At 41.8% G+C, this 24,263-nt stretch carries 24 protein-coding genes; 13 read left to right on the plus strand and 11 right to left on the minus strand.

Annotated elements, in window-relative coordinates; all coding sequences use genetic code 11:
* The 3 genes from NT178_03870 to NT178_03880 all read right to left on the minus strand — a co-directional run.
* On the minus strand, positions 1–1,711 hold a 1,711-nt coding region (locus NT178_03870; GenBank protein MCX5811665.1), incomplete at its 3' end, for an ATP-binding protein.
* Positions 1,712–1,899: 188 nt separating this feature from the next.
* Complete coding sequence (locus tag NT178_03875; protein MCX5811666.1) at positions 1,900–2,685, minus strand: hypothetical protein; 786 nt, start codon at positions 2,683–2,685, stop codon at positions 1,900–1,902.
* Positions 2,686–3,008: 323 nt separating this feature from the next.
* Complete coding sequence (locus tag NT178_03880) at positions 3,009–4,379, minus strand: sigma-54 dependent transcriptional regulator (GenBank protein MCX5811667.1); 1,371 nt, start codon at positions 4,377–4,379, stop codon at positions 3,009–3,011.
* 381 nt (positions 4,380–4,760) lie between these two features.
* Between NT178_03880 and NT178_03885 the strand changes: the two genes are divergently transcribed.
* The 13 genes from NT178_03885 (at position 4,761) to NT178_03945 (ending at position 16,455) form a co-directional block, all read left to right on the plus strand.
* Positions 4,761–5,621 (plus strand): ParB/RepB/Spo0J family partition protein, encoded by an 861-nt coding sequence (locus NT178_03885; protein ID MCX5811668.1) that lies wholly within the window; start codon positions 4,761–4,763, stop codon positions 5,619–5,621.
* 165 nt (positions 5,622–5,786) lie between these two features.
* Positions 5,787–5,936, plus strand: a complete 150-nt coding sequence (locus NT178_03890; protein MCX5811669.1) for a hypothetical protein — start codon at positions 5,787–5,789, stop codon at positions 5,934–5,936.
* 95 nt (positions 5,937–6,031) lie between these two features.
* Positions 6,032–7,396, plus strand: coding sequence for a sensor domain-containing diguanylate cyclase (locus NT178_03895; protein MCX5811670.1), 1,365 nt, complete (start codon positions 6,032–6,034; stop codon positions 7,394–7,396).
* 244 nt (positions 7,397–7,640) lie between these two features.
* Positions 7,641–8,015: a desulfoferrodoxin gene (locus NT178_03900; GenBank protein MCX5811671.1), complete on the plus strand. Its 375-nt coding sequence runs from the start codon at positions 7,641–7,643 to the stop codon at positions 8,013–8,015.
* Between the two features lie 19 nt (positions 8,016–8,034).
* On the plus strand, positions 8,035–8,610 hold the full coding sequence (locus NT178_03905) for a rubrerythrin family protein (protein ID MCX5811672.1): 576 nt from the start codon (positions 8,035–8,037) through the stop codon (positions 8,608–8,610).
* A gap of 268 nt (positions 8,611–8,878) precedes the next feature.
* Positions 8,879–9,349 carry a hypothetical protein gene (locus NT178_03910; protein MCX5811673.1) on the plus strand — a complete coding sequence of 157 codons (471 nt, stop codon included), beginning with the start codon at positions 8,879–8,881 and terminating at the stop codon, positions 9,347–9,349.
* A gap of 302 nt (positions 9,350–9,651) precedes the next feature.
* The gene (locus NT178_03915; protein MCX5811674.1) at positions 9,652–10,467 is read left to right on the plus strand and encodes a hypothetical protein; all 816 of its coding nucleotides are present in this window, start codon (positions 9,652–9,654) and stop codon (positions 10,465–10,467) included.
* Positions 10,464–10,640 (plus strand): hypothetical protein, encoded by a 177-nt coding sequence (locus NT178_03920; protein ID MCX5811675.1) that lies wholly within the window; start codon positions 10,464–10,466, stop codon positions 10,638–10,640. The genes NT178_03915 and NT178_03920 overlap by 4 nt, the downstream gene beginning before the upstream one ends.
* Positions 10,606–12,315 carry an arginine--tRNA ligase gene (argS, locus tag NT178_03925; GenBank protein MCX5811676.1) on the plus strand — a complete coding sequence of 570 codons (1,710 nt, stop codon included), beginning with the start codon at positions 10,606–10,608 and terminating at the stop codon, positions 12,313–12,315. Before NT178_03920 ends, argS begins: the two co-directional genes overlap by 35 nt.
* Positions 12,316–12,411: 96 nt before the next feature.
* The gene (gene lepB, locus NT178_03930; GenBank protein ID MCX5811677.1) at positions 12,412–13,032 is read left to right on the plus strand and encodes a signal peptidase I; all 621 of its coding nucleotides are present in this window, start codon (positions 12,412–12,414) and stop codon (positions 13,030–13,032) included.
* A 37-nt stretch (positions 13,033–13,069) separates the two neighbouring features.
* Positions 13,070–14,731, plus strand: a complete 1,662-nt coding sequence (locus tag NT178_03935) for a tetratricopeptide repeat protein (protein ID MCX5811678.1) — start codon at positions 13,070–13,072, stop codon at positions 14,729–14,731.
* Positions 14,728–15,246 carry a hypothetical protein gene (locus tag NT178_03940; protein ID MCX5811679.1) on the plus strand — a complete coding sequence of 173 codons (519 nt, stop codon included), beginning with the start codon at positions 14,728–14,730 and terminating at the stop codon, positions 15,244–15,246. Before NT178_03935 ends, NT178_03940 begins: the two co-directional genes overlap by 4 nt.
* 141 nt (positions 15,247–15,387) lie before the next feature.
* Entirely contained in the window at positions 15,388–16,455 is a 1,068-nt protein-coding gene (locus NT178_03945; GenBank protein ID MCX5811680.1) for a DUF362 domain-containing protein, read from the plus strand.
* 151 nt (positions 16,456–16,606) lie between these two features.
* On the opposite strand, the gene selD is transcribed toward NT178_03945, so the two are convergent.
* From selD to NT178_03985, 8 genes are all read right to left on the minus strand, one after another.
* Positions 16,607–17,581, minus strand: coding sequence for a selenide, water dikinase SelD (gene selD / locus NT178_03950; protein ID MCX5811681.1), 975 nt, complete (start codon positions 17,579–17,581; stop codon positions 16,607–16,609).
* A gap of 76 nt (positions 17,582–17,657) precedes the next feature.
* The gene (locus NT178_03955; protein ID MCX5811682.1) at positions 17,658–17,981 is read right to left on the minus strand and encodes a hypothetical protein; all 324 of its coding nucleotides are present in this window, start codon (positions 17,979–17,981) and stop codon (positions 17,658–17,660) included.
* Positions 17,982–18,081: 100 nt separating this feature from the next.
* Positions 18,082–19,983, minus strand: a complete 1,902-nt coding sequence (locus NT178_03960; protein ID MCX5811683.1) for a hypothetical protein — start codon at positions 19,981–19,983, stop codon at positions 18,082–18,084.
* Between the two features lie 31 nt (positions 19,984–20,014).
* Complete coding sequence (locus tag NT178_03965) at positions 20,015–20,302, minus strand: hypothetical protein (GenBank protein ID MCX5811684.1); 288 nt, start codon at positions 20,300–20,302, stop codon at positions 20,015–20,017.
* A gap of 58 nt (positions 20,303–20,360) precedes the next feature.
* Positions 20,361–21,371 carry a cytochrome bc complex cytochrome b subunit gene (locus NT178_03970; protein ID MCX5811685.1) on the minus strand — a complete coding sequence of 337 codons (1,011 nt, stop codon included), beginning with the start codon at positions 21,369–21,371 and terminating at the stop codon, positions 20,361–20,363.
* A complete protein-coding gene (locus NT178_03975) occupies positions 21,355–21,822 on the minus strand; it encodes a ubiquinol-cytochrome c reductase iron-sulfur subunit (protein MCX5811686.1) in 468 nt (155 codons plus the stop codon). The genes NT178_03970 and NT178_03975 overlap by 17 nt, the downstream gene beginning before the upstream one ends.
* Entirely contained in the window at positions 21,812–22,561 is a 750-nt protein-coding gene (gene sdhB / locus NT178_03980) for a succinate dehydrogenase iron-sulfur subunit (GenBank protein ID MCX5811687.1), read from the minus strand. Before sdhB ends, NT178_03975 begins: the two co-directional genes overlap by 11 nt.
* Positions 22,558–24,261 (minus strand): FAD-binding protein, encoded by a 1,704-nt coding sequence (locus NT178_03985; protein ID MCX5811688.1) that lies wholly within the window; start codon positions 24,259–24,261, stop codon positions 22,558–22,560. Before NT178_03985 ends, sdhB begins: the two co-directional genes overlap by 4 nt.
* Positions 24,262–24,263 lie beyond the last annotated feature (2 nt).

Raw genomic sequence — 24,263 nt, forward strand, 5'->3', positions numbered from 1 at the left:
GTCCTGCGCCGGTTTCCTTTTTTTGTTTCGGAACACGGAAGAATTGTTCGAAGAGTCTGTCAAGATATTCTGCAGGAATGCCCCTGCCGGTATCGGAAACTTTGAAAAAGACCCATCGGTTGTCTGCAGAGGCGGAGACAGTAATTGTTCCACCCGGATTAGTATACCGCAGCGCGTTTCCCAGGAGGTTGGAAAAAACCTGGTTTATCTGCATGGGATCTGCCCAGACTTCAGGCAGGTCACGGGAAAGTTCTGTCCGAAGATCTATCCCTCTGTCATGTGCTGACAGCGTATAGATATCGACAGCATCAAGGACAATTGTATTGGGAGAGATTGTCTGAAAATGCATGGTGACCTTTCCCGATTCCATACGGCTGATATCGAGGAGACTGCTGAGTATGTCATGAAGCCTGTCGCTGTCTTCTCTTGCCACGAGTAAGAGTTCAACCTGTTTATCAGTGAGGTGCCCCAGGCTTTCATTCTCTTCGAGCAGCAAATGGATTGCCATGCGAATGGATGTGAGGGGTGTCTTCAACTGATGCGATACCGTCGATATGATTCCTTTTTTCAGTTCGTCCTGTTGCCTCAACTGCGTAACATCTTTGAGCGCCAGCATAACGCCGGTGGGCTGTCCTTTAACATCTTTGATAGGCATTGCTTCAGGCCGAAAGAAATGTTCTTCCCCTTTTACAAATTGCTGGATTATCGTTTTTCCGTTTTCCGGAACTGTAATATGCCCGCTTTTCAGGGCAGCCTTAAAGATATCCGTAATAAGATGAAACTGTATGTCCTGTATCCTGATATCCGGTTTTAATCCGAATATGTCTCTTGCCGATGCTGTTGCCAATTCTACCCGGCCATCGAAATCTATAACGGCAATGGCATCGGGAAGACTGTTGAATGCCTGCTGTGTGGCCTGTTGTATTCTAAGGAGTCTGGCCTGGTCTGAGCGGCGGAATTCACGGAGGTTTGCCGTCATTGCATTAAAAGACTCGGAAAGATAACCTATTTCATCGTGTGAGCTGCTTTGCACAATAAGATCAAGATTCCCCCGTCCGATCTCATTGGTGGATTTTATAAGACGGTTAATGGGACGGAGAATCCATCGGCCAGTGAAATACACGAATCCTGATGCTGTGATAATGCCTACGAAGAGGAGAATATACATTTGCCTTCGGGCATTTGCCGCATTTTTACGGGCATGGTTGTTGGCATCGCTCATGTTCTGCTGATTCATCTGAAGAATTTCATCGGCTTTATCCTTAATCTGCTGGAACGCGGGGAGAAGATCCCTGAAGTAAACATTACGCCTGAAAGCAGGCGGCGTGCTTTTGTCCTCTATGCTCTCAAGGCCTTTTTTATACTGCTTGAAAATCTCCTGAAGAAGAACTGCCTTTTTATCTTCTCCGGGTATGGTAATATTATTTAATTCAGTCTGAAGCGCCTTCTCAAAGACAATCAGGTTTTTATTGATAAGCTCTTTTCCCTTTTCCGCATCTCCCAGCAACGTAAAAAGAATCCCGCTGTCGATCCGTTCCAGAGCTTCTTTCATTTCCTGACATGCAATGACGCTGCGGTAGTTTTCCCGCAATATTACATCAATAGACTCTCCCAATCGGGAAAGGTGCAGGATGCCCTGAATCCCGATCACCATCATGATGAGCAAGAGACCACCGAACCCGAGAGACAGTTTTTGACGAATTCCCAGCATTGTTATACCTCCACTTGTGTATTATTAAAGCAAGGATCGTGCCGGAGGGTTATAAATTATAACTAATTGACATTGATAGTTATTTTAAAGATGAAGCAAGACCGGGCATTGCATTTCTCAATGAACCAGAGAAAAATCTATTGCAAATTGCAAGGCGCATCATGTCTTAACTGTACTGTCCTTACTACCTACTCTATATTGTTGTGCGTGTCCTCTTTTTTCACGTCCAATTTATTTTCAAGTAAGTTTATGGCTTGCAGTATTATATAAGCCTCATCGTTTGTCTTTATGTCAAAAGCAATGCCGCTGTTCTTCAGCAAATTTCCCATTCTTTCCGAGAGATAGCTAAGGGTGGTGGAAATATAGACTGGGAAATACCAAAAATATCCCAATGCCAACAGTATGCAGAATGACCCTATTATAGCCATAGAGGTGAGAAAGTTGGCAGAATCATGCTTTGCCAACTGGTTTTTGCGCACTACCGCCTGCATGTTTACGTCATAAATATTGTTGATGGATTGCTTTATCTTTTCGCAGGCTGGCAGAAAATCGCTAAAATAAACCGAACTTCCGCCCAATCCGCTCTTTATCTGAAGACGAAGCTTCAAAAACATTTCATAATCATGGTTGAGTCTTTCGACATATTCTTTCTCGTGTATTTCTGTTATGTTGTTGTTTTCCGCTTTTAAATTAGTCTCAAATACATTTCTTCCTGATTCGAAAAGCTTTAGGTAATAATTAGAAATTTTTCCAGCATGCTTTGTATTATACATGACGCTGCTTATCGAAGTTTTCATATCGTCAAGAGCAGAAAGCATATTTCTGGAATAAACAATAGAATTGTAGTTATCTTTTAAGATATTGTTAGAATCCAGACCCAATCTGCCAACATAATAGGAACAAAAACCGGCAAGAGTGAAAACAATCAGAAATAAAAAACCTATGCCTAATGAGAGCTTTGTTTTTAAAATCATACTTCCTCCTGTTTGTAAATATTCAGTCTGCTATGCATGTGATCCCCAATTAAATTAAAGCGCAGGACCTGTGTATATTCTTTCATGGCAACAATTCGTATACGACCATCTATTTTTCCATTTCTTTGGTATTATACTCTCGCCTATCAAAAAAGACAATACAGGGGAAATTATCTAAATTATTTTGGAAAGAAGTGTTGTGTTTATAAGCATGGCTTGCACAAACTCTGTTACAGGAAATTTCGGTGCTGCCGGCAAAAACCGCACAGCATGTACTCAGGCAACAACCACGCAGCCTCAACGTACCCAAAGTATGTGGCGGGTCAGATCCCGTACTTCTTGCGTCGTCGCCAGAGTGTTGTCTGATCGACACCGAGAATTCCGGCTGCTTCCTGAAGAGATTTTGCCGTTGTAAGAACCCGGCGGATATGCTGTTCCTCGATTTTATCTAAGGCAATCGGGTCGCCAATACCGGGAGCCGCATTGCCCTGGATGAGATTCGCAGGAAGGGACTTGATGTCGATGCGGTTATTCCGACAAAGGATGGCTGTTCGCTCAATGACATTGTTCAGCTCTCTCACGTTACCCGGCCAGTGATATTGTTTGAGCAGCCGGAGCGCCTCATCTGTGAAACCGAGAAACGACCGATGGTTTGCTCTGCTGTAGAATGTCAACAGTTTTTCTGCCAGGGTGGCAATATCGTCCGGGCGTTCGCGTAGCGGAGGAATTTCTATCTGAATAACATTGAGCCTGTAAAATAGGTCTTCCCGGAATTTACCGTCATTTACTGCCTGTTCCAGATCCATGTTTGTTGCGGCTATGATCCGTACATTTGCCTTACGGGTTATATAATCACCAACGCGTTCATATTCCCTTTCCTGAAGAAAACGCAAGAGCTTCGGCTGAAGAGAGATGGGAAGATCGCCTATTTCGTCAAGAAAAAGCGTACCCTTCTCGCACGATGCAATACGCCCGGGGTTGTCTCTGACAGCGCCTGTAAATGCCCCCTTCACATGTCCGAAAAGCTCGCTTTCCAGAAGCTCCGAGGAGAAGGATGGACAGGAGACAACGCCGAAGGGTTTATCGGCGCGGTCGCTCCAGGAATGAACAGAACGTGCAAGCACAGTTTTGCCTGTTCCGCTTTCTCCACATAGGAGTATGATAGCATTTGATGAAGCTGCCCTGTGTGCCAGATTTATTGCATTTTGCATAACCGTACTCTTACTTGAAAAATCTATTTCGGGACGTGAACGTTCCAGATCTTCCTGAAGCACAGCAACCCGGTGTTCGAGTGTCTGCATTTCAAAGGCCTTACGAACCGCCATTCTGACCTGAGCTGGGGTGAAGGGCTTCGGAATATAATTTGTAGCTCCCCGTCTCATAGCCTCAACCGCCGTATCAATGGAAGCATAGGCGGTAATGACGATGATCTTAATCCATGGCGTTGCAGCTAGTAAGGGAGAGATGAGATCAAGGCCGTCATTAACGCCAAGCCGGAGGTCTATAAATGCAAGATCAAAAGATGTCCTCGAAGTTTCTTGCAGGGCATCCTCAAAACTGCTTACGGTAACAACCCTGTGTCCCTCTGCCTCAAGACAAATGGACAAGGTTTTCCGGATATTAATCTCATCATCCACGACAAGGATATTTAATGATTGACCTGATATTGTTTCACTGTCCGGATAATCTTTCATTGTTTGACTCTATTCAGAGCATATAGAATAAACATCAGAAAATCAATTAGGTTGTATCCGTTCTCTTCTTTTAAAAATATTCAGAAGTGAATCTAAATGTGGTAATTAATGTTTTTCAAACTTTGTAAGGCTGTTTAGGTGGTTGTACTACCTAATTCCAAATAAAACAAATCCCGTTCTGAAATACTCGACGCAAAGAGTTCAGGGTTGCCAGTATTCCCTGCAAGAAGCTCGTAAATGTCTTGACACATTGTTTCTAAATATCTACAATAAATAGCGACATCAAGGAGGATTAAAGGCAGTGAATAGTAGATAGTGAATGGTTACGAAAGCGGTGAATAGGTTACGACTATTCACTGAAATAATAAAGAGGGGGTAATTATGGCAACGAAGAAGACAACTGTAAATCTTGAGTTCTTGTACATTTCCGTAGACAAGATTGTAGTGCTGGAACAGGTGAGATCAAACATTGATATCGAAACAGACTCGTTCAAATCGCTCACGCAGTCGATTAAAGACAAAGGCATCTTAGAACCGCTTATTGTAACCGGACAGGATGATGTGACATATGTCCTCATTTGCGGGGAGAGACGTCTGATGGCCGCCCGGCAATTAGGGTTTGAATCCGTACCAATACGGGTTATAGAAGCAGGTAAGGAATTGGGTGATACCATAGCCCTTCAACTTACAGAACATCCTGGAAAAGAGTATGATGTGGATGGGGTGATGAATATACTGGTGGAGATTCAGCTTAGACCCGAAAACCTATCAGACGAAATTACATTCACATTGAATGTAATTACTCAAATCTCTGCAAAGTCTTATCCTACCTTATTCCGCACAATTTCACTTTTAAAACTTTCTCCTGAAATTCAGACAGCAATTTCGGCAGGAAATATCCCTGTTTCTCAGGGTTACCTCTTTGCTTCCAATCTTGATTGTCCTGATCTCATGCAAATATTTACCGACATTTTAAAAACACCGGTGACCTATAAAACTCTGGAAAGCAGACTCATAGCATACAAAAAAGCTAAACCTGACCCGAATAATACAAAACCCAAATCCGTTAAAAAGCAGGTTAAAGGCCTGGTATTCATTAGGACGGATTTTGATAAAGGCCTTGGAACCTATATACGGGAAGATGTTGAAAAATATCTCTATGAACTTCAGGTTTTCTGTGATTATGTCCAGCAGCAGATGCCCAAAATCCCATACGGCAAGAAAAGACCGCCACAGGTGTGAGAAAGACAGTGAATGGCGAATAGTGGAAAAGATAAGCGGACTTGGGAAGCGGGAAAAACCGGGAAGTAAGAGAACCCGCGAAGCCCCCGCGAAGCGAGGATAGCCGCAAAGGAAGCTGACGTGAAGCGGGAAAAGACAAGTTGCGGGTTGTAGGGGCAGTAGACAGTGAATAAACTGTTAGAGGTTGCCCCTGAATTTATTTTACTATTCACTAACGACTATTCACTATTCACTGCAATTCATAGAATCCGTGAGGCGCAAACGATATTTCGTAATGCCATTGGCAAGGTAGATGATATGGCCATTAAGGTATAAAAAATGTGTCAATACAAAGAACATACTGTATAAATAGCAATGATTCCAAAAAGGTTGTATAATTCCAAAGATAATTGTTATTTTTAGGGGTCTGTATGGTGGTAGAAGACAATGATAAGAGTAAAGAACAACTATTGAATGAATTTTCTAATTTAAGTCATCGAGTTGCAGAGTTGGAAAAATCAGAGATTGATCTCAAACAAAAAACGGCACTGCTGCGCAAGCTATCTGCTGATTACCAGATGGTCTTTGATTCTGTGCCTGCTATGATCTGGCAAAAGGATACGCAAAACAACTTTATCCGGGCCAACCGGTCTGCCGCTGCCGCCCTGGGTATGTTAACCGGTGAGGTAGAAGGGAGGAGCGCCTATGATCTTTTCCCTGACGAGGCCGAGAAGTATTACCAGGACGATCTGGAAGTCATTAATTCAGGCTTGTCCAAGGTTGGCATTGTGGAAAAGATGCAAATTGCCGGCGGAGAGAAAATATGGGTACAGACCGACAATATTCCCATCCGGGATGGCAAGGGAAACATCAATGGAGTGCTGTTATTTGTCGTGGATATCACCGGGCGCAAACTGGCTGAAGAAAGACTGATGGAATCAGAAGAACGGTACCGAATAGCAATAGAAGCCTCCAACGATGGGGTAACTCTTCTCAGGGATGGCCTCCACATATACGTTAACAGGAAATTCCTGGAAATATATGGCTATGACAAACCTGAGGAGGCCTTAGGAAAGAACCTCTCTCTCACAGTACACCCGGATGATCGGGAGATGGTTACGGAGCGTAATCGAAAGCGGCAAAGAGGCGAGCAAGTCCCCTCAAAATACGAATTCAAAGGAATCCGCAAGGACGGTACTCCAATCTATATTGAAGTCTCTGCAGCCGGAGTCACATTCCATGGGGAACCAGCAACACTCGCATATCATAGAGACATCACCGAGCGTAAACAACTGGAAGAGACACTGAAGGTCTTATCAATAACGGATGAGCTTACAGAATTATATAATAGAAGAGGTTTCTTTGTCCTTTCTCAGCAACAGTTGAAATTAGCTGAGAGGACCAGGAAAAGTGCGCTCCTCTTTTTTGCAGACCTTGACAAATTGAAATGGATCAACGATACATCAGGACATCAGGAAGGTGATGTGGCTCTTCTTGAAACTGCTCACATTCTCAAAGATACATTCAGAGAGACAGACGTTATCGGCCGACTGGGAGGAGACGAGTTTGCAGTCCTTGCCATTGATACGAATGATGAGACTGAAAAGATACTTGCTAATCGTCTACAAACACTTCTAAGTGCTTACAACGAACTTGAAACAACAAAATATAAAATCTCTTTAAGTGTAGGTGTGGCACAATATGACCATGAAAATCCTGTTTCCCTCGATGAGCTTATCACACGCGCAGATACTCTGATGTATGAGGAAAAAACTAAGAAAAAACACAGAAACTAAGTCCAGTGTATCATGGTTTCATTGCGAGCATAGCAAGCAACATGATTGGCCCGACCCGTTTTTTTGTACAGGTGTCCCGATAAGATCACAGCGTCGCGCAAGGGTGATGTAATGGAACAGAGGTAAAATGTTTTGCAAAGAGAAGGCAACCGTTTGCAGGTTGACATCAGCATATCTGTGTATTAGTTTCATAAGATCAGTTATGGTTTTAACAGACTTCATATTAAAAGATAAGGAGGTTTTTATGGCGGAAAGATTAGAGATATACAAATGTGAAATATGTGGGAATATTGTTGAGGTTATTCATGCCGGTAAGGGCGAGCTTGTTTGCTGCAATAAGCCTATGACGCTCATTAAAGAAAATACAGTTGATGCCTCACGCGAGAAACACGTCCCGGTTATTGAAAAGACTCAGGACGGCATTATGGTGAAGGTAGGAAGTGTGGCTCATCCTATGGAGGAAAAACACTATATAGAATGGGTTGAGGTTGTTATAGACGGGAAGGCTTATCGTCAATTCCTGTCCCCCGGAGGCGTGCCCGAAGCTTTTTTTCCCGTAAAAGGCGAAGAGATAACTGCTCGGGAATATTGCAATATGCATGGACTTTGGAAAGCATAGATTAGGGGAGGACAACTACATGAAGAGTTTAAAAGGAACAGAAACAGAGAAAAACCTGCTTAAGGCCTTTTCCGGTGAATCACAGGCAAGAAACAGATACACCTATTTTGCTTCCCAGGCAAAGAAAGAAGGGTATGAACAGATATCCTGGTTTTTTACAGATACTGCCGAAAATGAAAAGGAACATGCAAAGAGATTCTTTAATTTCCTCCAGGGTGGGGATGTGGAGATTACCGCGACATTTCCTGCAGGCGTCATAGCCGATACAAAAGAGAATCTGAGAGAGGCTGCTGCAGGGGAAAACCTTGAATATACAACATTATATCCTGAGTTTGCCGATGTTGCCGAAAAGGAAGGATTCAGCGAAATAGCGACTGTGATCAGGGCTATAACAACTGTTGAGCAGGGGCATGAAAAAAGATACCTTGCCCTTCTAAAAAACATTGAAAACAACGAGGTGTTTAAAAAAGAAAAGGTTGTTAAATGGAGATGCAGAAATTGCGGATATATTCATGAAGGAATGGAAGCGCCGAAAGAGTGTCCTGCCTGTGCTCATCCGATGGCACACTATGAGGTAATGGCTGAAAACTATTAGATGAAATAAGGAATGGATAATTCAGGAGTCAGAATAATTTATTTGAGATTTTATTCCGGATTCTGACTCCTGAATAATGCTGACTTCCTGTTTCCAGGCTATTGCATTTTTTGCCTGATGTTCCATGTTCCTTGCTATAATCAAGCATACCAACCGGAGGTAAATAGTGAAAAAAACGTTATATATATGTCTTTCTTCAGTTCTTATATATTGTTTGTTCTCGATTTCATTCGTCCGCGCACAGGAACTTACTGGAAGAGTGTCCTCAATGAAACTATTTCAGGAACAAGGGGCTGGCTATAACATAGAATATCCCTATGACTGGACATATGCTAAATCCGGTACTACCTTTGTATTCAGTGGGCTATCGGGTACAAAGGCATATTTTTCCACCGTGAGTATCCAAAATCTGCTTTCCACAAAGGCGAAAGTAGGTAAATACCAGAATGTGGATGCCGTAGTAAGTGACTTGTTAAACCAATTAGAAACGGCAAAAGAATTCAAAAGATCCGGCATCGAACCTTTTCCTTATTCAAAAGGCAGTATGCAACTCATTGGGAAGCATTTTATTGTGGAATACATAAGAGATGGAGAGAGATTCAGACAGTGGATTATTGTGCTTCCAAGACCAAAGGGAGAGGCATTCCACGCCTGGTTTTACACCTCTCCAATAACACAATATGACGAATTTTTAGGCATTGCAAAGGCAATGCTGAATTCTTGGATTATCACAGAATAGCATAACCTTACTTTCAACACCGGATTGCTTGAGCTTGAGGATAGAATTTATGCCATATTTTGTCTTTCCTCAATATGAAAGCTGATGAGCGGCATTGAGCATTTCCTTATGTTACATCTGGCGGATTATGGCTTATCGGTATTTTTCCTTGACATGCCTCAATTTCATCTGTTAGTTTTGACGTAATAATGCAAAAAGCGCAAACAATGAAATATAAAGCAGATATTTTTCTGTGTATGATGCGATTTTTGCCCGAAGGTGCATAATCTACATAATAAATAAAATAATACAGGTTAAGGAATATGAAGATAGCCGGCATTCAATTTGCGTGTTCTGAGGATAAGGAAAGTAATATTGAAAAGGCCCTGAAAATCATGGATGTAGCCTCCAAAGAAGGGGCACGGATTATATGTTTTCAGGAAATGTTCAACCAGTATTGGTTCCCAAAGGGCAAAGACGAAAATGCTTTTTTATTAGCAGATGACAAAAGAAACAAGATTGTCAGTATTTTTAAGAAGAAAGCAAAAAAAGCAGATGCGGTAATCCTGCTGCCTATATTCGAAAGGTATAAATCACGCTTCTTTAATAGTTGTGTGGTTATAAATGCTGACGGTAAAATTTCCGGGGTATACAGAAAAATCCATATCCCTGATATACCATTATGGGAAGAGAAGTATTATTTTTCCACAGGTGATAAGGGCTTGCCTGTCTTTGGCACGAAGTATGGAAAGCTCGGGGTTCAGATATCATGGGACAACCTGTACCCTGAGAGCACGCGCGTCCTTGCCCTGAAAGGTGCTGAAATAGTTTTTTCGCCCACAGCATGTGCATTCAAGACCCAGCATATATGGCAGACGGTTATTTCAGGAAATGCTATAACGAACGGGTTGTATATTATGAGGATAAACAGGGTAGGGAGCGAGGATGTCCTTGATTTTTACGGGATGAGCTTTTGTGTGAATCCGGAAGGGGAGTTGATAGGAGGGCCGACAGCGGCAGTTGACAGCATCTTGCTGGCAGATATCGACTTTGAATATTTGAAACATATCAGAAGGGAATGGCCGCTGATGAAAGAAAGGAAGCCGAAATTTTATAAGGAGATTATAAAGGTAGCATGATGGTTAACGAACCTGCGCTTTGCATAATCTGTGCATGGAGAGAGAATTGTCAGAAAAAGTTTTTAAAAGGTAAGGACGTAACATTGAGATGTCCTGATTTTACAAAGGATCTATCTATTAAGCATACGGAGACACCTGATGATAAGAAAACGGGTAGTGGAGATAATAAATGAGGCATGTAATAGCTGTAAATCTGAAGGCATTTTGCCTTACGATGTTAAAACAGAGCCTATCATAGAAATACCCAGAGAAGAAGAGTTTGGCGATTATTCCACAAACATTGCCTTTTTATTAGCCCCTAAAATCAGAAAGAGCCCTCAGGATATTGCAAAAATTCTCATCGGGTATATGCACTTTGATAATGTGTGCGAGAAGGTTGAGCTTGCAGGAAAAGGGTTTATAAATTTTTATGTAAAAGATGAAATATGGCGACAGGCACTCTCGGAGATATATAGCAATGGACTGGAAGCCTTCATACCCGACGTGGGGAAAGGCAAAAAGGTACTTATGGAGTTTGTGAGTTCCAATCCGACGGGACCGCTTCATATAGGGCATGGGAGGGGGGCTGTTGTAGGTGATGTGCTTGCGAACATATTAAAGAAGACCGGCTACAATGTTGTAAAAGAATACTATGTGAACGATGCGGGCAAGCAGATAGAGACCCTCGGCGAATCGACTTATGCACGTTGGAAGGAACTGAAGGGCGAGGATGTTGTTTTTGATGATCGTTTTTATCAGGGGGCATATGTTAAGGATATTGCAGCCAATGCAAACAAACAGGGACTGCTCGTTCCCACAGATAGAAAAGAGGCGATAAATTTCTTTGCAAAACTTGCCGGCGATACGGTATTGGAGGGGATTAAAGGCGACCTTGAGAGTTTCGGTGTCTTCTTTGACAACTATTTCAGCGAGACAACCCTGCACAAGAACGGCATTGTCGAAGCAACTCTGGAATCGCTCAAAACAAAGGGCTATGCATACGAGCAGGATGGGGCGTTCTGGTTCAGGACAAGCCTTTTTGAGAAGGATGAGGACAGGGTGCTTATAAAGTCTGACGGTGAGAAGACATACTTTGCTTCAGATATTGCCTATCACAATGACAAGTTTAACCGTTCCTTCGACATCCTCATAGATATATGGGGTTCCGATCACCACGGGTATATCCCGAGGATGAAGGCAGGGGTAGAGGCTACAGGGTGGCGTAAGGAAAATCTTAAGATTCTTCTTATCCAGTTTGTTACCCTCCTTGAAAATGGAAAGCCGGTGGGCATGTCAACGAGGTCAGGACAATTCACTACTCTCAGAGAGGTTCTTGATGAAGTAGGGAAGGATGTTGCGCGCTTTTTCTTCTTGATGCGTAAAAGCGATGCCCATCTCGAATTTGATCTTGATCTTGCGAAGAAAACATCAAGCGAAAATCCTGTATATTATGTTCAATATGCCTATGCAAGGATTGCAAGTATTTTCAGGAATGCTAAAGAAGACGGCGTAGATATTGATGCTCTGAAGATAAAAGCAGGGCGACAAACGGCAAATGATGATAAGGCACGGAAAGAAGACACCGTCAGGGTTGATCTTTTAACGGTTAGAGAGGAGATTGATTTGATCAAAGCGATACTTCATCTCTATGATATTCTGGAGGGGAGCGCTCGGAGTCTTGAACCACACAGAATAACGTTTTATCTTATAGACCTGGTGAGTAAGTTTCACAGTTATTATAATAAGACAAGAATTTTAAAGAACGAAAAAGACCTTATTGTTGCAAGGTTATTGCTTATCTACATGCTTCAGCAGGTGATTAAGTACGGACTTGATATCCTTGGCGTGTCAGCGCCTGAAAAGATGTAAGAATCTGTGAAAAAGTAAAAGGTGAAAAGAAAAAAGTAAAAAAATAAAAGGTGAAAAGTGAAAAATACAAAAGGTATAAACACGGAAACAACAAAAATGAAAACAAAGAGTAAGACAAGGGAATATGTTGAATCGTTAATTATCGCAGCAATTATAGCATTTTTTGTAAGGAGTTTTTTCCTCCAGGCATTCAGGATACCCTCAAGCTCTATGGAGCCGACCCTCCTTATAGGCGACCATCTTCTTGTCAACAGGTTAAGCTATGTGATGAAGATTCCCTTTACGGATAAGGTGATTTTTAACATCGGAGACCCTAAAAAGGGGGATGTGGTAGTCTTTCGTTATCCTGTCGACCCTGACAAAGATTTTATTAAGAGGGTCATTGCAACCGAAGGGGATACGATAGCGATCAAGGATAAGGTGATTTATATAAATGGAAAGAAGACAGAAGACAAATGGGGGCATTATTCTACCACCGTGATCCTGCCTGAACATATTAATCCGAGGGACAATTTCGGACCATACAAAGTGCCCGGGAATGCCTATTTCGTGATGGGTGACAACAGAGACAGAAGTCTTGACAGCAGGTACTGGGGTGTTGTTACCAAGGATCATCTTGTGGGAAGGGCGCTCATATTGTATTTTTCTTTGAATGGTAAGCCGGACAATGTACTTGGATACATAAGATGGTCGAGGATTGGAAATCTTATACGATAATAGATTTTGCAAGGCTTGTATGTTATTATCAGGTATTATGAAAAAACTCTTTATTTATATATCCGTGTTGTTCATCCCTTTATCCCTGCTTGCAAGTGATTATTCTTCGTCTATCCTCTTTTTTTTAAAAGGATACAGAAGTGAGACACAGGGCAAGTATGAAGATGCCATAGAATATTACAAGTCTGCGCTTCATCTTAATCCTGATTCTTCCGATATCAGATCGGAATTATCTTTTTCATATATCAGAAAAGGCGAACTTGACAATGCAGAGAAGCTGCTTGAGGAAGCAATCGTACTGAACGAAAAGAATCGTAACGCCCTTATTTTACTTGGAGGCATATACTCTGCAAAAGGGGAAGTCAGCAAGGCAAAGACGATGTATGAAAAATGTATCGCCATCAATGCTGAAGATACCGAAGCATATCTGCACCTGGGTTCTCTGTATATAAATGAAAAGAATAACGAAGGGGCTATTAAAATATATGATAAAATCATATCCTATGATAATGACAATATCATAACACTCTATTATATTGGTAGGTTGAAAGCTGAATTAAAGGACTATGAAGAAGCAAAAAAATATTACAACAGGGTTATTGAGTTAAAACCTAATTTTGAGCCTGCATTTTTGGATCTTGGTCTTATTTATGAGATTGAGAACAATCATAATAAAGCTATAGAGTATTATCAAATGGTTATTGCTTTTGACCCCCTTAATAAAAAAGCGAGAACAAAAATTGCAAATATTTTTGTCAGGCAGAAAGAGTATGACAAGGCGATTTATGAATTTGAAAAACTCTCTGATGTGGACAGGGAAGACCTTTCCGTAAGAGGCAAGATCGGCCTGTTGCATCTTGAAAAAGGCAGGTATGATGAAGCAATAAGGGAGTTCAACATATTACTTGCATCATCGCCAAAAAACGATATGCTGAGATTGTATCTTGCCTATGCCCTGAAAGAAAAAGGCGATATGAAGAGGGCTATTGATGAATTGACAAAAATAGATCCCGGCTCGGAGGAATTTAAGAGCGCAATAAAGACCATGACCTTACTGTACATTAAAACGGGTTTGGTCGAAGAGGGAATAAGTAGATTTAAGGACTATCTCGAAAACAAAAAAGACAATATTGACCTGTATGTAATGCTTTCGACGCTTTACGAAGAAAAGGCGGATTATCAAAAAAGCATTGAAGTCCTGGAAGAAGCAAAGAGGCACGATCCCAATAACATTGAGCTTATTTACCAGATTGGTATGTTGTACGAGAAAAGTGGAAATACCGATAAGGCATTGCTATATATGGAAGATACGCTGAAAATTGATCCTGATTACCCGAATGCTCTGAATTTCATAGGCTATACATGGGCAGATAAAGGTACTAATCTTGATAAAGCTGAAGGGATGATAAAAAAGGCTCTTATAAAAAAACCCGACGATGGGTACATCATGGACAGCATTGGCTGGGTGTACTATAAAAAAGGCGATTATAAAAAGGCTCTGGATGAGTTGTTAAAGGCCCATCAGAGGCTGCCTGACGACCCGACCATTGCCGAGCATCTCGGCGATGTCTTTGCAAGTCTGAAAGAGTATGATAAGGCCATGGAGTATTTTGAAAAATCCATGAAACTGGAAAGCAAAGAGGAGAAGAAACAGGTCATAGAGAAGAAGATAAAGGCAATAGAAGAAAAAAGAAAGTGAAAAAGACAGTTATAATTATTTGTATCTTCATTTTCCTTTCATCCTGTGCATTAATCCCCCGTAAAACATTCATAATATGGCCGGACAAAATAGAGTACATAGAGGCGCTCTGCGATATTGATATGTCCTGGAGGGACATGAAATATTCAGGCTCCATGTCTTTAAAAATGAAATACCCCGATAGATTGCAGATGGAGGTTTACGGACCCTTCGGGGAAACAGTTGTCTATCTTGCCAAAGACAGGGACAAATTTTCCTTTATAAGCAGTGATGAAAAATTCAGTGATGAAAAGGTATTTGAGGAAAGATTTGGTATTAAACTCCATGAATTTATAGATGATATATCTGTTATAAATTATCGGAAAAATGGTCAGGAAGGCACTTACTTCAAAAGGGAAAATTATGTGGTTATATATCAGCTCGATAATACTGAAAACAGTATATGCTGGAAGGGTAAAGACGGCAGTATTTGTATGAGATTCCTTGAAGCTGTTTTTGATGAAAAAGGGCAATAGGGGTTTTGGATTTTAGATTTTAAATTGCCGATTTTGGATGTTAATTGTTGAATCACTACTGATACATTCCCTGCGGCTCGCCCCGGGGTAGTTCATTCCAGAAAAACGGTTCAAATTTAGATTTATCATGGAGAATTTGTTGTGGAAAAGGTAGTAGCAGGGAGATGTGATTCCTACGATATTAAAACGCTTAAGAATTTCTTCCATGATGGCTTCAGTGAAGTAGGTATTAAGGCAGCGCACCAGAGAGTTCTGCTCAAGCCGAATCTTTTAAGCGGGAAGTCGCCGGAAAAAGCTGTAACCACCCGCCCGGAGTTTGTAAGGGCGATATCCGAATTATTGCTGGACTCCTCCTGCGATGTTTATATCGGGGATAGCCCGGGATATGAATCCACAGAAAAAGTCCTGATAAAATCAGGCATTATGGAAGTAGCAAAGGATTGTGGTCTAAAAATACTCTCTTTTAATAAAAAGATTACAAAAAAAAATCAGGGTATTTCGCCTTACAGAGAGTTTATCCTGGGCGAAGACCCTGATAATTTTGAAATAATTATAAACCTTCCCAAGTTGAAGACCCATGTAATGATGGGGCTTACCCTGGGAGTGAAAAACACCTTTGGTTTCATACATGCCCTTGATAAGGCAAAGTGGCACCTGAAGGCCGGGACAGACAGAATGATCTTTGCATCAATGCTTATAGATATTCACAATATTGTGAAGCCTTCGATAACGATTATTGACGGAATTATCGGTATGGATGGAGACGGACCGGGCAGCGGCAGGATAAGAAATATGGGTATAGTTGCTTTGAGCAAAAATGCATTTGCCCTGGATCACTATATAGAGCAGCTTGCAGGCATACCGTTTCCTCTTCCCATAACTTCAAAGGCCAAAGAGCATGGTATGGTGCCCGATTACAAGACGATCTGTGCAGGTCTTCCAGTTTCCTTTGCGGATGACTTTCAACTGCCCGGAACAATGGACATTAACTGGAATCTCCCCGATATGGCAAAGAGAGTGTTAAAAAACGTCTTTATCAAAAAACCTAAATTAAAAAAAGGCCTATGCAAAGGATGCGGGATATGTGCGAATGTGTGCCCTGCAGGTGCCCTTTTTGTTGATGAAAAAGCCGTTTTGTTCGATTACAAGAAGTGTATACGTTGTTATTGCTGCCAGGAGATGTGTCCTGAAGGGGCAATCAGGGTTTGATTCCATTTCCAGATCAAAGCGCTATCATCGTTGGCTTCGTCATCGGTTCCTCGACGCACTGTTTAAGTGCGCCTACGCTTGTCCTCCCGCAGGGGAGGGTCGCCTCTTCCTTACCGCCTTGATATCATCTTCGATTTGAAAATGGAATGATTTAGATGAGCAGAATCTTTCCTTTTGACTCGCTGATGAACCGGCCTATGATCCAGTAATCCAATTGAATATTTAAAGCTGTTTCTTCAAATTTAAGGATATCGTCAGGGTGCACTGCCATCAGGAGACCTCCTGATGTTTGGGGATCAAAGAGGATATCATATAGAAAGCCCTCATTTTTACCCGTTACATGCTCTTTGTAATAATCCCTGTTCCTGTACAAGCCTCCGGGAACGAAACCTGACTGCGAAAGTTCTGTGGCCTCCTGAAAATAGGGGATTTTATCGGCGAACAATTCCACGCCTATATATTCCTTGATCATTTCCTTCAAATGGCCGGCAAGACCAAAACCTGTTACGTCGGTTGCCGCATGGGTTCTAACGCAGAGCATTGCTTCGGATGCCTTTTTATTCAAGGCAGCCATTACATTGATGAGGTTTTGTATTGACTCCTCACTCAGTGCGTTGCCTTTAATGCCTGTGTTCAGGATGCCTGTGCCGAGCGGTTTTGTGAGGATAAGACAATCTCCGGGTATTGCGCCTTCATTCTTTATAATCTTATCCGGGTGTATTATGCCTGTAACGGAAAGACCGTATTTTATTTCAACATCGTCAACGCTGTGACCGCCCAGAAGGCTTGCGCCTGACTCCCGTATCTTATCAATTCCGCCCCTCAGTATTTCTTTCAGGACGCTTATATCAAACTGTTTCAGAGAAAAGCAGACCATATTCAACGCCGTCTTCGGTATTGCACCCATGGCATAGATATCGCTCATGGCATTTGCAGCCGCAATCTGGCCAAACCAGTACGGATCATTGACGATAGGTGTAAAGAAGTCTATTGTCTGGACAATAGCAATATCATCAGTGATTTTATAAACCCCTGCGTCTTCGAAACCTTCAATACCCACGAGGACATTATCGTCCACTGGTATCTCGATGCCGCAGAGTATGTTTGCAAGGTCCGCCGGACCTATCTTTGAAGCTCAGCCGGCGCCGCGGACATATTTAGTCAATTCGACAGTCATGTTAAATTATGCTCCTTGCTCCGGATTATCCAATTGCCTTAAAGCTCAAGCCCAGCGTCTGTTCAGGCAATTGTTTATCCAATTTCTCTATCCCTGAATAATAACAACAATTCCCGCTTCTGAGATTATTATCAAAGACCCTTATTTTTCCGTCCTGAAAGTTGATTCTCACGTAGCAAAACCCTCCGGGCACCTCGGATGCCCTCTCCTCTGCAACAATACCCATGCCCCACCTTAAAAATTTTTTATGGTATACCCTATCACCTACTTTTAGATATAGAAAACGCTCCTTTTCCATAATCTTTTTTATAACACATCTTAAAAGCAGTGAAAAGTGAATAGTTCCCACGGGCAAGCCCGTGTAAATCTATTTAGCAAGCAAGGCTCGCGATAGGGGGCAACCCCTTGCGGAGGACAGGCACAAGCCCCAATAAATAGCAGACGGGGAATCAGGGATTTCCCCTGCTTATGACTATGGACCCTGCTTTTGATTCTATATTGTATTTTTTTGATTTTTGTAACTCAACGAGCAGGTCTTTTTCAACGTTTTCCGCACATATAATAAGCTTTCCTTCAGGTTTCAAATATCTCATTCCACTTTTTATATAGGCTTTTGTTATCTCAATAAGAGGGGATTCGTCTTCCCATATATAGTTAAAAGACGGCTGGACGTATATAAAATCGAAAGCGCTTTGAAGCAGGAAAGGGAATTCTATTTCGAAATGAAAAAAACCGTTTTTTTTCGCTATGTCCTTTGACTCGATAAACCAGTTCTTTTTTCTAAAATTATCCCAGGTAGATTCTGAACTATCAAGACCAAAGAGCAGATCCTGGACATTTCTGTTTTCAATTAATCTGCTGAAATATGTGGATGTTATGACGTCAAGCGTATCCCTGATTCTTTCCCTGTATATGTTCAATTTAATTTCAATCTCTTTTTTTACCTCTACATCTTCTTTTATTTTATCCGAAAGGTTAAAATAAAGCTTATATGTATCTCTGAAATCTTGTATGATTTCCCCCGGGTTTCTGTTAAATAAGTTCATCTGATTCTTTAAATCGGAAAAATCGGGCAGGTCTTTGATTGATATCCCGATAAGGGGGTTGCCGGATTTATAATGTCTGGCCGGTGTATCAAAACGGTTTTTTATTAAATTTTGAAATATATCGAGTGATATGTGAGATCTTTCAATACCGTACATTACGTTGTTTAGAATGTAATTTTTTAGTGTATACTCATCTTCCCATTCTGTAACAAAGGTATTTTTCTCTTTGTAAGGGAGTACAAAGGATAAATAAGCCAATTCCTCAAGAACCCTGGTTGTAACTGCACCGAATCCGGGTGTCATGTCGAGTATTTTAAAGGAAAGTACATCTTCCTTGGTATACTTCTGGTTGTTACTCAGGAATATCCCCTCAACATTAAATCCGGCGTGATATTCGTTTTTAACGAAAAGATAAGAGAAAATGTCCGGTGTATCGTATTCATTGATTATATCGGGTTTTTCACTTATTTTGTTTTCTATTGTCGCTGCTTCAATGTGTCTCTCGTCTAAATGTGTTTCTGTTGAGAGGAGAGCCTGGTCAGGGAAAAATGCTTTGGAGAAATGGGCTATTTTGGGATAGATTTCCGTCTTTTTTTTGATCCCCAGCAACGAGTTTCTCGCAAAAGCTTTATTTTCTTTCAGCAATTCTATCTGCTTGTCTCTTTCTTCTTTTATCAAGTCAGGAATGGTATTGTTCAGTCCATTCAAAGAGAACATATGGTAAAAAAGATGCAGGATTTCATCGTTTCCTTCAGAAGAAGGTTTTTCAATATCTATTTCGATGAGTTTTATTTCAAAATTTACGGATTTTTTTATGAGAATCCAGTTTCTACCGTTTGTAAGAATACCCCAGGGGGTTTTTATCTTCTTTAAAAGGTAAATGAGTTGATATATCGGTATCTTGTTTTCGAATTCAAGGTAGAAGCCGCTTATTCCTTTGTTGAGGGTTCTTCCGTATCTTTTTAACAACAGTATACCGAGAGCATTGTCATAATATTCTTTTGTCCCCCAAAGCGGTGATGTTGCAACCCTGTTTTCTTCGGCAGTAAAGAGCGCTACATCAGGACCTTTTATGTTATCCTCATAAAATTTAGGCTTTGATTCATAGGCATAGCCGAAGACCTTGAGAATAGGCTTGATCAGGCGTATCTCTGTATGGATTTCACTGGCGAACTTTTTTATGTTCTCAAATTTTGCCAGTATTTCAGACAGGGACAAATATGTACCGGTTTCTCCCGGCAGGGAAAGTATTTTTTTGATGCTTGCTTCGGATATAAGCGTGTTTCGTAAAATAGAAGGATGCATGTTTCCAAAGATGATAATAGATTAATGCCTTTTAGTCAAGGGTGGGAATGTCTTTTTCTTCCTTGTCTATTCCCATCTTTTGAATTCTTTCGATCTCTCTGAGCTTCATTTTTATTATTATAATAAGTCCGATAATGGCTATCCAGAAAATGGCCAGTGTTTGATATATGGTAAACCTGTCATATGGGGCAGCAGGGAAGACTGCTACCTTGTCCTGAGACCAGAGAAGAGTTGTATACATAAGAATAGTAACGAGCAATACAATAATTTTAATAATTGCGGATGCCTTATTGCAGATTCCGGATTTTATTTTTAGCACCTGTCCTCCTTGAAAAACGCTGTGTTCTGATCCCTGCACAAACAAGATTAGAGAACTTCTAACTCAGAAAACCGATGGCTGTCATGACAATAAAATATAGGGTATATACAATTCCTATCCAGGTAAATACCGTATTTTTTTTGCTCCGCCCCATTTCTCTGTCAAAGAAAGGGATGAGAAATAAGAAGAAGATTCCACAAAAAATAAGGGTAACGGCAATCATCTCGCCGTTTAATCCCATAATTTCTCCGGGGAAGAGTTTTAAAGTCTGAAACAGGAACAGAAAATACCATTCGGGTTTAATGTTTTCCGGCGCAGGCGCAAGGAGGTCTGCCTTCTTGCCTATTTCCGGAGGGAAAAGTGTTGCCAAAGTTACAGTTATCCCTAATACTATAAGGCAGATTATAAGATATTTATAGAATCTGTAAGGAAAGAAGGGCATTTGCTTTGTTCTTTTTTTAAGAGATAGCGGCATGCTTATCACACGATATTGAACGAGAAGGATATGTACACATACTAAAAATATCGTGATGATAGGAAGAATTGACACATGGAATGCATGAAAACGGGTCAGGGTCTCACCTGTTACGTCAATACCTCCTCTTAAAAAGGATTTTATAAAAACGCCTATAACAGGGAGACTGCCCGTTCCGCCCGTTGCTACCCTTACTGCTGCAAAGGCCCTTTCATCCCACACCAAAAGGTAGCCGCTTAAACCGAAAAAGATAGATACGACAAGAAGGGCAAAACCCGAAAACCATAATAAATCTTTTGGTTTTCTGTAAGATTTTGAGAGGAGTATGCTGAATGTGTGTATAAACAGAACTGCCATAATCAGTTGAGCCCCCCAATGATGGAAGGAACGAAAGAGCCAGCCCATATTTAATTTTGTAACAATGTCTGTGATACTTTTGTGTGCCTGCTCAAAATAGGGTATATAATAGAATGATAGTACCATTCCGGTTATAAACTGAATCATAACAAGAAACAATGCGATGCCGCCCGTTTTCTTTTTAGCAAGAGCCTTGATCTCTTTTATGTTATACAACTCTTTAAATTTTTGACTCAACCTTTATCCCCTTTTTAAAAACGATAATCTTTTCACCTTCAGTTTTGATATTAAAAAGCTCAAGTGGTTTTGGCGGAGGCCCTTTGATGTTTTTGCCGTCTTCGTCATACCAGCCTTCATGACATGCGCAATAAAATTTTCTGTCTTCCTGCTTATATGTGATATTACATTCCATATGCGTGCACAAACCTTTCAGGGCTGTTGCAGTTCCGTCTGCCTTTTTAAAAAAAAGTCCGACCTTCCCTCCCCATGCAAAGGGCTTTACCGAGTTCAGCGGTATATCTATAAAGTCACTGGCATTGAGCACCACGAAATCAGGTTCTTTTCCGAGTGTAGGAAAGGCAAACTGCATAAGTGCATAAACACTTCCTGAAAAGAAGGCGGCAAGCCATCCGCCAAAGAGGGTATTGAGAAATGTCCTTCGTGTGACGAGTGAGTAATCAATCTTCATCTTTTGTTATCCCGAAGATCTTTTTTGCCTTGTACTTCAAAAGTGTTTTCCTTAAACCCACAATAGAGTCTATGGGCCTTACATCTTTCGGACATGCATCGATGCACCGAAGCATTGTATCACATCCCCATACCCCCTTTTCGTTGTTTATTCCTTCGAGAAAGTGTAGAGGCCTTTCGTCCCTGGAGTCGAGAACAAAACGTTCGAGCTTTGCAAAGGCTGCAGGACCTATATAATCAGGGGTTCTTGAAAGCACCGGGCATGCGCCGTAACATGATGCACAGAGGATGCAGTTCACATTTTGATCTATGCGTTTCCTCTCATCTTCTCCCTGATGTATTTCTTTTTCCGGTTCAGGACTTTTCCTGATCAGATATGGTTTAACCTTTTCATACATATCCCAAAAGGGGGTCATGTCAACAACCAGATCTTTGATGATCTCAAGATTAGGGAGGGGTTCAAGAACAATCGTGTTATCGCCGAAGGAAGCAACCTGGGATCTGCAGGCAAGATCGATCTTGCCGTTGATTACCATTGCGCAGGAACCGCATACTGCTGATCTGCATGATGATCTGAAGGAGAGTGACCCGTCTATTTCGTCACGAATACGCAAAAGTGTCATAAGAACTGTCAGACCGGATATAACCTTAATGCGGTATGACCTAAAATGAGGCCGGACTTCAGGTTCTTTCATATCATATCGGAAAATCTTGAACGTATATTCGTTGGCAGTAATCAATACTTCCTCTCCATGGGCTGATAGTTTGTAATTACGACATCTTTATATGAAATTACCGGTTCCCCGTCTTTTCCGATCCTTGCAACAGTGTGTTTGAGCCAGTCAGTATCATTTCTTGTGTTGAAGTCTTTCCTGAAGTGGGCGCCTCTGCTTTCTTCCCTTAGATAAGCACCTATGGCGATTGTATGGGCCACTTCGAGCATATATTCAAGCTCTATTGCATTTAGAAGCTCATAATTCATATATAACTTTGGGGAGTTAACATGGACATCCCTGAACCTTTCCTTAATTTTGCTAATATCCATCAGGGCCTGTTCTATTCCTGCCTTCTCTCTGAAAATACCTACACAGTCGCTCATTGTTTTACTTAAATCAACAAGAATCCTGTACGGTTTTTCATTACCTCCATACATCAGTTTATATATCTTCTTTTCCATCTCTTCTTTTTTACTGATGAGGAGCTTTTCGTCAGGTTTTGCACTGTTGTTCCGCAGATGCTCGTCAATTGCAAGGCACGCTAATTTCCCGAAAACGATTGTATCGAGGAGCGAATTGCCGCCAAGCCTGTTTGCGCCATGGACACTTACACAGGCGCATTCTCCGGCAGCGTAAAACCCCGATACATTGGTTTCACATTTCTCGTTCGTATCTATGCCCCCCATGGAGTAGTGCTGGCAGGGCATGATGGGTATCGGTTCGAGGATCGGATCAACGCCTATGAAATCAATGCATATGTTCCGTATGCCGGGCAGCTTTTCCAATATTTTCGGGGCGCCGAGGTGTCTCAAGTCAAGATTGATATATTTACCCAAGGGGTGTTCAAACCCCCTGCCTTCGTCGATTTCTATCTGGATACTCCTCGAAACAATATCACGCGGTGCAAGCTCCATGGCATTTGGTACATAACGTGCCATGAATCTCTCATCGTCTTTATTGATCAGGTAGCCACCCTCGCCCCTGCATGCTTCTGTTATAAGGATGTTGGTGCCGATGAGGGCGGTAGGATGGAACTGAACAAATTCCATATCCTTTATGGGTACACCGGCCTTATAGGCAATACCGATACCGCTTCCTGTATTTATAAGGGCATTAGTGGAATGGAGATAGACCCTGCCGTAACCGCCGGTAGCAAACAGAGTTGTCTTAGCAAGGATGGGCACTATTTCACCGCTTTTAAGATCAAAAGCGATGACACCGTGGCACACATCGTTGTCTGTAACGAGGGCCAGGACAAACCATTCGGAGTAAACCCGCACCCCTTTTGCTACTGCCCTTTCGTTGAGGGTATTGAGCAGGACATGTCCTGTTAAATCTGCCGAATAACATGTTCGAGGGTAATCTGCGCCCCCAAAAGGCCTCTGGGCAATAGAGCCGTCAGGGAACCTGCTGAAGGGGCAGCCCCAGTGCTCCATCTCGTAGACGACCTTTATTGCTTCCCTGCACATGATCTCCACAGCGCTCTGGTCCGCAAGATAATCGCTGCCTTTTATTGTATCAAAGGCATGTTTTTTCCAGGTATCGTCCCTGCCGTCCGGGCTATTTGCAAGGGCAGCGTTAATACCGCCCTGTGCTGCTATAGAATGCGATCTGACAGGGTGTACCTTGGACAGGACGCCCACATCATATTTATCGCAAAGACCCACTGCTGCCCGGAGTCCTGCAAGACCTCCGCCGATAATGAGGACATCATGAGCGAGCATCA

It is taken from the genome of Pseudomonadota bacterium (genome assembly GCA_026388255.1).
In the GTDB taxonomy this organism is placed as follows: domain Bacteria; phylum Desulfobacterota; class Syntrophorhabdia; order Syntrophorhabdales; family Syntrophorhabdaceae; genus JAPLKB01.